Raw genomic sequence first — 8235 nt, forward strand, 5'->3', positions numbered from 1 at the left:
GGCGGCGGCCGGTCAGGCCGTCAAGCCGGAAGAACCGAAAGAGCTCCCCAGCAACCTGCCATGAAGCTCGAAGGCTCCTGCCACTGTGGCCGGGTGACGTTCTCGGTCGACTCGGCCGAGCCCGTGCCCTTCATGCGCTGCTACTGCTCGATCTGCCGCAAGACAGCCGGCACCGGCGGCTACGCCATCAACCTGGGCGCCGACCACCGCACCCTGAAGGTCAAGGGCAAGCGCCACCTGCGCGTCTACCAGGCCACCCTCCGCGACGGCGACGAGGTGGTGCGCCACAGCACCGGCCAGCGGCACTTCTGCGGTGTCTGCGGCACCGCCCTCTGGCTGTACGACCCGAGCTGGCCCGACCTGGTGCACCCGCACGCGGGCGCCATCGACACGCCCCTGCCCGTGCCGCCCTCGAACGTGCACATCATGCTGGGCTCCAAGGCCCCATGGGTTCGCGTGGAGGGCCGCCGCGGCGACCCGCGTTTTGACGAATACCCCGACTTCTCGCTCAAGGACTGGCACCGCCAGCACGTGGGCAAAGCGCCGTCAGACTGAAGCCTCGGGGGCGTTGCTCATCTGCTGATCGAGGCGCTTCTCGGTGTCCAGCAGGCCCATCAGGCCCAGGGCCCCGGTGGACAGGCCGAGGTAGATCAGCGCGTCCCAGGGCGACTGGTTCTGCCCCAGCGCCACCGCCAGATGAAGGATGGAGGCGATGGCCGCCATGCCGGCGACAGTGATCACACACAGCTTGAAAAACTCTTTCATCACCATCTCCTTGAATCAACGGTAACGGGCCGTGACAGCAGGAAGCAAGTGTGAATTTGAAGTGGTTTGCGCCGTGTAGGAAGACCAAAAATGCGTGTGTAGGAGGCGTCCCACACAGGGGAAGCCCCGCTGGGCGCGGGGGCGGGCGGCCCGATGGCTCAGGCCGCGAGCATCCAGCGCGGCGGGCTCGAGGGCCTGGAGGCCAGCGGGGCGCTGTGCTCTTCGCTCGAAGCCAGCTGCACCACGCGCAACCCCTCGGGCAGGCGGGAAGAAGAGCGGGGGTAGAGGTACGGGCACTCGTCGAGCCACAGGTCGGGCTGGTGCTGCAGGTTCTTCACGCAGCTGTTGAAGATCAGCCCTTCGGCAAAGCCAGGATGGTCACCAAAAATCTTGTAGGTAAACACGAAAGCACTCCCAGAAGCAATTGAACGAGGGATGGATCGCATGCACTTGAAACTTCCTTCGCACATGCTGCCACCGTTGCGCGGCAAGAATATGACGGCTGGCGCGATCGCTTTGTAGGAGTTGTGGCAATTTTCACGAGGGACAACGGGAAGCGGCGAACGGCAATGGCGGCTTGTGCCGATGTGCAGCGCCGCCCTTGCCGCCTGAGTGGGCGCTGAGGGCGGGCTGCTCAACGGCCGCCTTGCTCTCCCAGCTCCATCGGAAAGTTCTCCGCCAGATAAGCCTCCCCCCGCTCCAGCACAAAGTACCGGAACGCCTCGGCCGCCGGTGACAGCAGCTTGGACTGCGTGTGCACCACGTTCCAGGCGCGCACCACCGGCGCGCCTTCCACGTCCAGCACGGCCAGGAGCTTGTTGCTCAGCTCCAGGCCGATGGTGTGCAGCGACAGAAAGCTCAGGCCCATGCCGGCCATCACGGCCTGCTTGATGGTTTCGTTGCTCGCCATTTCCATGATCACGCGCAGCTCCACGTGCTCGTCGGCCAGAAACTTCTCCAGCGCCGCGCGCGTGCCCGAGCCCTGCTCGCGAACGATGAAGTCGTACTCGCGCAGCAGCGCCGCGGGCACGTGGCCCGCCTGCGCCAGCGGGTGGTCCACCGGCGCCACAAACACGTGCGGGTGCGCCGCGAAGGGCTCGGCGCGCGTGGCCAGCTCCTTGGGCGGGCGGCCCATGATGGCAATGTCCACCTCGTTGGCGTGCAGCATCTTCACCAGCTGCTCGCGGTTGCTCACCGCCAGGCGGATGTCGATGCTGCCGTGCTCGCGCCGGAACTCGGCCAGCAGGTGCGGCAGGAAGTACTTGGCCGTGCTCACCATGCCGATCACCAGCGTGCCGGTCTCCAGCTTCTGCAGCCGCGCGGCGGCGTCTTCCGCGTCCTTGAGCGTGGCCAGCACCTTTCTCGCGTAGACCAGCATGTACTCGCCCACGGTGGTCAGCGCCACCTTGCGGCCGTTGCGCTCGAACAGCGGCATGCCCACGTGCCCTTCCAGCTCCTTGACCTGCATGGTCACCGCCGGCGGCGTGAGGTGCAGCACCTGCGCCGCCCGCGCAAAGCTGAGGTGGCGCGCGACCTCGCTGAACACCCGCAGCTGCCGAAAGGTGGCGTTCTTCATTCAGCAATTCCTTAATCGAACTTCCAGAAATCGTGAATTTACTTTATTCAAACTGAAATCTACAGTCCGCTCCACCCCAGACAAACCCCACTTTTGGAGCCAACGATGAGCAACGCCCCCACTGGATCAACCGAGATCACCGACGCCAAGAAGCGCTACAGCGCGGGCGTGCTCAAGTACCGGCAGATGGGTTACTGGATGCCCGACTACGTGCCCAAGGACACGGACACGCTGTGCCTCTTCCGCATCACGCCGCAGGACGGGGTGGACCCCGAGGAAGCCGCCGCCGCCGTGGCCGGCGAGTCCAGCACCGCCACCTGGACGGTGGTGTGGACCGACCGCCTCACCGCCTGCGACAGCTACCGCGCCAAGGCCTACAAGGTCGAGCCCGTGCCCAACCGCGCGGGCGAGTACTTCGCCTGGGTGGCCTACGACCTGATCCTGTTCGAGGAAGGCTCCATCGCCAACATGACGGCGAGCCTGATCGGCAACGTCTTCAGCTTCAAGCCGCTGAAGGCCGCGCGGCTGGAAGACATCCGCATCCCGGTCGCCTACGTGAAGACCTTCAAGGGCCCGCCCACCGGCCTGGTGGTCGAGCGCGAGCGCCTGGACAAGTTCGGCCGCCCCTTGCTGGGCGCCACCACCAAGCCCAAGCTCGGCCTGTCGGGCCGCAACTACGGCCGCGTGGTTTACGAGGGCCTCAAGGGCGGGCTGGACTTCATGAAGGACGACGAGAACATCAACAGCCAGCCCTTCATGCACTGGCGCGACCGCTTCCTGTTCGTGATGGACGCGGTCAACAAAGCCAGCGCCGAGACCGGTGAAGTCAAGGGCAGCTACCTGAACGTGACCGCCGCCACCATGGAAGACATGTACGAGCGCGCCGAGTTCGCCAGGGACCTGGGCTCGGTGATCGTGATGGTGGACCTGGTGATCGGCTACACCGCCATCCAGAGCATGGCGAACTGGTGCCGCAAGAACGACATGATCATGCACATGCACCGCGCGGGCCACGGCACCTACACGCGGCAAAAGAACCACGGCGTGAGCTTCCGCGTGATCGCCAAGTGGCTGCGCCTGGCCGGCTGCGACCACCTGCACACCGGCACCGCCGTGGGCAAGCTCGAAGGCGACCCGCTCACCGTGCAGGGCTACTACAACGTCTGCCGCGACAGCTACACCAAGACCGACCTGCCGCGCGGCCTGTACTTCGACCAGGACTGGGCCGACCTCAAGAAGGTCATGCCCGTGGCCTCGGGCGGCATCCACGCGGGCCAGATGCACCAGCTCATCGAGCTCTTTGGCGACGACGTGGTGCTGCAGTTCGGCGGCGGCACCATCGGCCACCCCATGGGCATCCAGGCCGGCGCGGTGGCCAACCGCGTGGCGCTCGAAGCCATGGTCAAGGCGCGCAACGAAGGGCGCGACCTGCTGCAGGAAGGCCCGTCCATCCTCAAGCAGGCCGCGCAGCACTGCAGCCCGCTCAAGGCCGCGCTCGATACCTGGGGCGAGATCAGCTTCAACTACCAGAGCACCGACAGCAGCGACTACGTGGCCACGCCAGTGGCGGCGTGAACGCCGCACCGCCTGCGCCGCTGCTTGCCTGCCCCTTCGGAAATTTTTTGGAGTTCTCACCATGATGACCAACCCCACCGGCCGCATCACGCAAGGCCAGTTCAGCTTCCTGCCCGACCTCACGGACCAGGAGATCACCGCGCAGATCGAGTACGGCCTGCGCAAGGGCTACGCCTGGAGCGTGGAATACACCGACGACCCGCACCCGCGCAACACCTACTGGTCGATGTACGGCAACCCCTTGTTCGACCTGCACGACGCCGCTGGCGTGCTGCAGGAGCTGCAGGCCTGCCGCAAAGCCTTTCCGCGCCACTACATCCGCATGATGGCGTTCGACTCGACGCGCAACGTCGAGACCATCGCCATGAGCTTCATCGTCAACCGCCCGGCCAGCGAACCCGGCTTCATGCTGGAGCGCCAGGAGGTCAACGGCCGCAGCCTGCGCTACACCACGCGCGGCTACGGCGCGGTGCAGCCCGAAGGTGAACGCTACCGCGACACCGCCGCCTGAGCGCTCGGGAGCGCGCCGCCATGTCGTACCTCATTCCCGGCAGCACGCCGCCCCCCACCGATGCCGCCGTGACCACCGCGGCGGCACCGGCACCGGCCACGCCGCCCGCGCGCTCGGTCGGCGCGGTGCTGGCCGACACCCAGGTCGAGGCCGTGCTGCGGGAGCTGGACGACGAGCTCGTGGGCCTGGCGCCCGTCAAGGCGCGCGTGCGCGACATCGCCGCGCTGCTCGTCATCGACAAGCTGCGCACCCACCTGGGCCTGCCGTCGCAGCCGCCCAGCCTGCACATGTGCTTCTCCGGCAACCCCGGCACCGGCAAGACCACCGTGGCCCTGCGCATGGCGCAGATCCTTCACCGCCTGGGCTATGTGCGCAAAGGCCACCTCGTGGCCGTCACGCGCGACGACCTGGTCGGCCAGTACATCGGCCACACCGCGCCCAAGACGCGCGAGGTGCTCAAGCGCGCCATGGGCGGCGTGCTCTTCATCGACGAGGCCTACTACCTCTACCGCCCCGAGAACGAGCGCGACTACGGCCAGGAAGCCATCGAGATCCTGCTGCAGGTGATGGAGAACCACCGCGACGACCTGGTGGTCATCCTCGCCGGCTACGAGGACCGCATGAACACCTTCTTCCAGTCCAACCCCGGCATGCGCTCGCGCATCGCCCACCACCTCTCTTTCCCCGACTACAGCGCCGACGAGCTGATGCAGATCTCGCGCCAGATGCTGGCCGAGCAGAACTACCGCTTCAGCCCCGAGGCCGCCGAGGCCTTCGAGCGCTACCTGGGCCTGCGCCTGCAGCAGCCGCACTTCGCCAACGCGCGCAGCGTGCGCAACGCGCTGGACCGCGCGCGCCTGCGCCAGGCCAGCCGCCTGTTTGCGCAGCCGCAGCGCGAGCTCACCGCCGAAGAACTCACCACGCTGCAGGCGCCCGACATCCTGGCCAGCCGCCTCTTCCAAGGCGCCGAAGGGGCCGGCCATGCTTGAAGCCCTCATCTTCGACGTGGACGGCACCCTGGCCGACACCGAGGCCGCGCACCGCGCCGCCTTCAACGACGCCTTCGACCAGGTGCGCCTGGGCTGGCACTGGGACGACGCCACCTACACCCGCCTGCTGCAGGTCTCGGGCGGCAAGGAGCGCATCGCCCACCACTGGCGCATGGTCGAGCCCGATGTGGCCGGCGGCAGGGCGGCCCAGGCCACCATCGAGCGCGTGCACGCCATCAAGACGCGCCTGTACGAAAGCCGCGTGAGCGGCGGCCAGCTCGCGCTGCGCCCCGGTGTGCTGCGCCTGCTGCGCGAGGCCCTGGCCAGCGGCCTGCGCCTGGCCATCGCCACCACCACCACGCCGGCCAACATCGACGCCCTGCTGCGCACCCCGCTGGGCCCCGACTGGAAGCGCCACTTCGCCGCCATCGGCGACGCCTGCACCGCGCCGCGCAAGAAGCCCGACCCGCAGGTGTACCTGCAGGTGCTCGCCGCGCTGGGGCTGCCCGCCAGCGCCTGCCTGGCCTTTGAAGACTCGGCCAACGGCCTGCGCGCGGCCGCCGCCGCCGGGCTGCAGACCCTGGTCACGCCCACCGTGCACACCGCCGACCACCGCTTCGACGGCGCCCTGCTCGTGCTGCCCCACCTGGGCGACGTGGGCCAGCTCCTGCCCAGCGGCGTGGCCGGCATGGAGCAGCGCTGGGTCACGGTGGAGGCGCTGCGGCGCTGGCACGCCGGCACCACGCTCTTCGAGTCCGCCTGAGCTTCTTTCTTTTCCCACACCGAGTCGCCCCACCATGTCCCGACCGCCCCAGTTCACCCCGTCGAGCGCCGTGCGGCTGGCGCCCTCCATCCTCTCGGCCGACTTCGCGCGGCTGGGCGAAGAGGTGCGCGCCATCGAAGCGGCCGGCGCCGACTTCGTGCACTTCGACGTGATGGACAACCACTACGTGCCCAACCTCACCATCGGCCCGCTGGTCTGCGAGGCCATCCGCCCGCATGTGCAGATCCCCATCGACGTGCACCTCATGGTCGAGCCGGTGGACGCGCTCGTGCCCCTGTTCGCCAAGGCCGGTGCCAACTGCATCACCTTCCACCCCGAGGCCTCGCGCCATGTGGACCGTACGCTGCAGCTCATCCGCTCGCACGGCTGCAAGGCCGGCATCGCGCTCAACCCCGCCACGCCGCTGGCCTGGATGGACCACGTCATGGACAAGCTCGACCGGGTCCTGCTCATGAGCGTGAACCCCGGCTTCGGCGGCCAGGCCTTCATTGCGCACACCCTGCACAAGCTGCGCGAGGCGCGCCGCCGCATCGACGCCCACGTGGCCACCGGCGGCCAGCCGATCGGGCTGGAGGTGGACGGCGGCGTCAAGCTCGACAACATCGGCGAGATCGTGCAGGCCGGTGCCGACATCTGCGTGGCCGGCAGCGCCATCTTCGGCGCCGCCGATGCGTCCGGTGGTTACCACGGCGTCATGAGCGCGCTGCGCCACGCCGCCGCCACCCCCGAATTCCCATCCAGCCACGCCCCGCGGAGAACCCCACCATGCCACTGACCGGCCGCAAGACCCTCACCCAGTACCTGATCGAAGAACGCCGCCGCTTCCCCGAAGCCAGCGGCGACTTCAACGCCCTCATCCTCGACGTGGCCATGGCCTGCAAGGCCATCGCGCGCGCCGTCGCCTTCGGGGCACTGGGCGACGTGCTGGGCAACCACGCCGCCGCCGCTGGCGGCACGGTCAACGTGCAGGGCGAGACGCAGAAGAAACTCGACGTGCTGAGCAACGAGTACTTCCTGCGCATCACCGAGTGGGGCGGCCACCTCGCGGGCATGGCCTCCGAAGAAATGGAAGCGCCGTACCAGATCCCCGGCACCTACCCGCGCGGCAAGTACCTGCTGGTGTTCGACCCGCTCGACGGCTCCAGCAACATCGACGTCAACGTCTCCGTGGGCAGCATCTTCTCGGTGCTGCGCGCGCCGGCCGCCGACGACCGCGAAGTCACCGAAGCCGACTTCCTGCAACCCGGCACGCAGCAGGTCGCGGCCGGCTACGCGCTCTACGGCCCCACCACCATGTTCGTGCTCACCGTGGGCAACGGCGTGGCCGGCTTCACCCTCGACCCCAACCTCGGCGAATTCATGCTCACCCACCCCGAGCTCACCGTGCCCGCCGACACGCAGGAGTTCGCCATCAACGCCTCCAACAGCCGCTTCTGGGAAGCGCCCGTCAAGCGCTACGTGGACGAGTGCCTGGCCGGGCGCACCGGCCCGCGCGCCAAGGACTTCAACATGCGCTGGATCGCCAGCATGGTGGCCGAGGCGCACCGCATCCTCATGCGCGGCGGCGTGTTCCTGTATCCCCGGGACACGAAAGATGCCGCCCGGCCCGGCCGCCTGCGCCTGCTCTACGAGGCCAACCCCATCGGTTTCATCATGGAGCAGGCCGGTGGCCGCGCCAGCACCGGGCGCGTGCCCATGCTCGGCGTGCAGCCCGAGGCCCTGCACCAGCGCATCGGCCTGGTGTTCGGCTCGAAGCACGAGGTCGAGCGCATCGAGCGCTACCACGCCGAGCCGCCCGAGCACCTGGACCTGGCGCACCCGCTATTCGGCGAGCGCAGCCTGTTCCGCGAGGAAATGGCCTTGTGATGCTCATCATTCGATAGCTGCCTGCGCCCGCTGTGAGCGGGCTGCAGCCCTAAAACACTTAAAGAAGTCAGTCTGCCCGCCATGTCCGAACGCCACCCCATCATCGCCATCACCGGATCGTCCGGCGCCGGCACCTCGTCGGTGACGCGCACCTTCGAGCAGATCTTCC

11 protein-coding genes are annotated in these 8235 nt (G+C 68.1%); 8 read left to right on the top strand and 3 right to left on the bottom strand.

From position 1 onward, the window contains the following. The first annotated feature begins 60 nt into the window (after positions 1 to 60). Positions 61 to 555: a GFA family protein gene (locus KIT86_RS23250; protein ID WP_297402817.1), complete on the top strand. Its 495-nt coding sequence runs from the start codon at positions 61 to 63 to the stop codon at positions 553 to 555. Here the strand turns inward: KIT86_RS23250 and KIT86_RS23255 are convergent. The 3 genes from KIT86_RS23255 to KIT86_RS23265 all read right to left on the bottom strand — a co-directional run bounded on the left by KIT86_RS23255 (position 547) and on the right by KIT86_RS23265 (position 2341). Then, positions 547 to 765 (bottom strand): hypothetical protein, encoded by a 219-nt coding sequence (locus KIT86_RS23255; protein ID WP_297402818.1) that lies wholly within the window; start codon positions 763 to 765, stop codon positions 547 to 549. The genes KIT86_RS23250 and KIT86_RS23255 overlap by 9 nt on opposite strands. Before the next feature lie 158 nt (positions 766 to 923). Further along, positions 924 to 1169 carry a hypothetical protein gene (locus KIT86_RS23260; protein WP_297402820.1) on the bottom strand — a complete coding sequence of 82 codons (246 nt, stop codon included), beginning with the start codon at positions 1167 to 1169 and terminating at the stop codon, positions 924 to 926. A 230-nt stretch (positions 1170 to 1399) separates the two neighbouring features. Beyond that, the gene (locus KIT86_RS23265) at positions 1400 to 2341 is read right to left on the bottom strand and encodes a LysR family transcriptional regulator (protein ID WP_297402822.1); all 942 of its coding nucleotides are present in this window, start codon (positions 2339 to 2341) and stop codon (positions 1400 to 1402) included. A gap of 105 nt (positions 2342 to 2446) precedes the next feature. On the opposite strand from KIT86_RS23265, the gene KIT86_RS23270 reads away from it, so the two are divergent. The 7 genes from KIT86_RS23270 to KIT86_RS23300 all read left to right on the top strand — a co-directional run. Beyond that, positions 2447 to 3916: a form I ribulose bisphosphate carboxylase large subunit gene (locus tag KIT86_RS23270; protein ID WP_297402824.1), complete on the top strand. Its 1470-nt coding sequence runs from the start codon at positions 2447 to 2449 to the stop codon at positions 3914 to 3916. A gap of 61 nt (positions 3917 to 3977) precedes the next feature. Beyond that, a complete protein-coding gene (locus KIT86_RS23275; RefSeq protein WP_297402826.1) occupies positions 3978 to 4427 on the top strand; it encodes a ribulose bisphosphate carboxylase small subunit in 450 nt (149 codons plus the stop codon). A gap of 20 nt (positions 4428 to 4447) precedes the next feature. After that, the gene (gene cbbX / locus KIT86_RS23280; protein WP_297402828.1) at positions 4448 to 5416 is read left to right on the top strand and encodes a CbbX protein; all 969 of its coding nucleotides are present in this window, start codon (positions 4448 to 4450) and stop codon (positions 5414 to 5416) included. Next, positions 5409 to 6179 (top strand): HAD-IA family hydrolase, encoded by a 771-nt coding sequence (locus KIT86_RS23285; protein ID WP_297402830.1) that lies wholly within the window; start codon positions 5409 to 5411, stop codon positions 6177 to 6179. The genes cbbX and KIT86_RS23285 overlap by 8 nt, the downstream gene beginning before the upstream one ends. Before the next feature lie 34 nt (positions 6180 to 6213). Then, positions 6214 to 6975, top strand: a complete 762-nt coding sequence (gene rpe, locus KIT86_RS23290; protein WP_297402834.1) for a ribulose-phosphate 3-epimerase — start codon at positions 6214 to 6216, stop codon at positions 6973 to 6975. Next, on the top strand, positions 6966 to 8066 hold the full coding sequence (locus tag KIT86_RS23295) for a class 1 fructose-bisphosphatase (protein WP_297402836.1): 1101 nt from the start codon (positions 6966 to 6968) through the stop codon (positions 8064 to 8066). The genes rpe and KIT86_RS23295 overlap by 10 nt, the downstream gene beginning before the upstream one ends. Positions 8067 to 8147: 81 nt before the next feature. Further along, the coding region (locus tag KIT86_RS23300) for a hypothetical protein (RefSeq protein ID WP_297402838.1) at positions 8148 to 8235 on the top strand (88 nt) is incomplete at its 3' end.

The sequence above is a fragment of the Hydrogenophaga sp. genome, assembly GCF_026125825.1.
Classification (GTDB): Bacteria; Pseudomonadota; Gammaproteobacteria; order Burkholderiales; family Burkholderiaceae_C; genus Hydrogenophaga.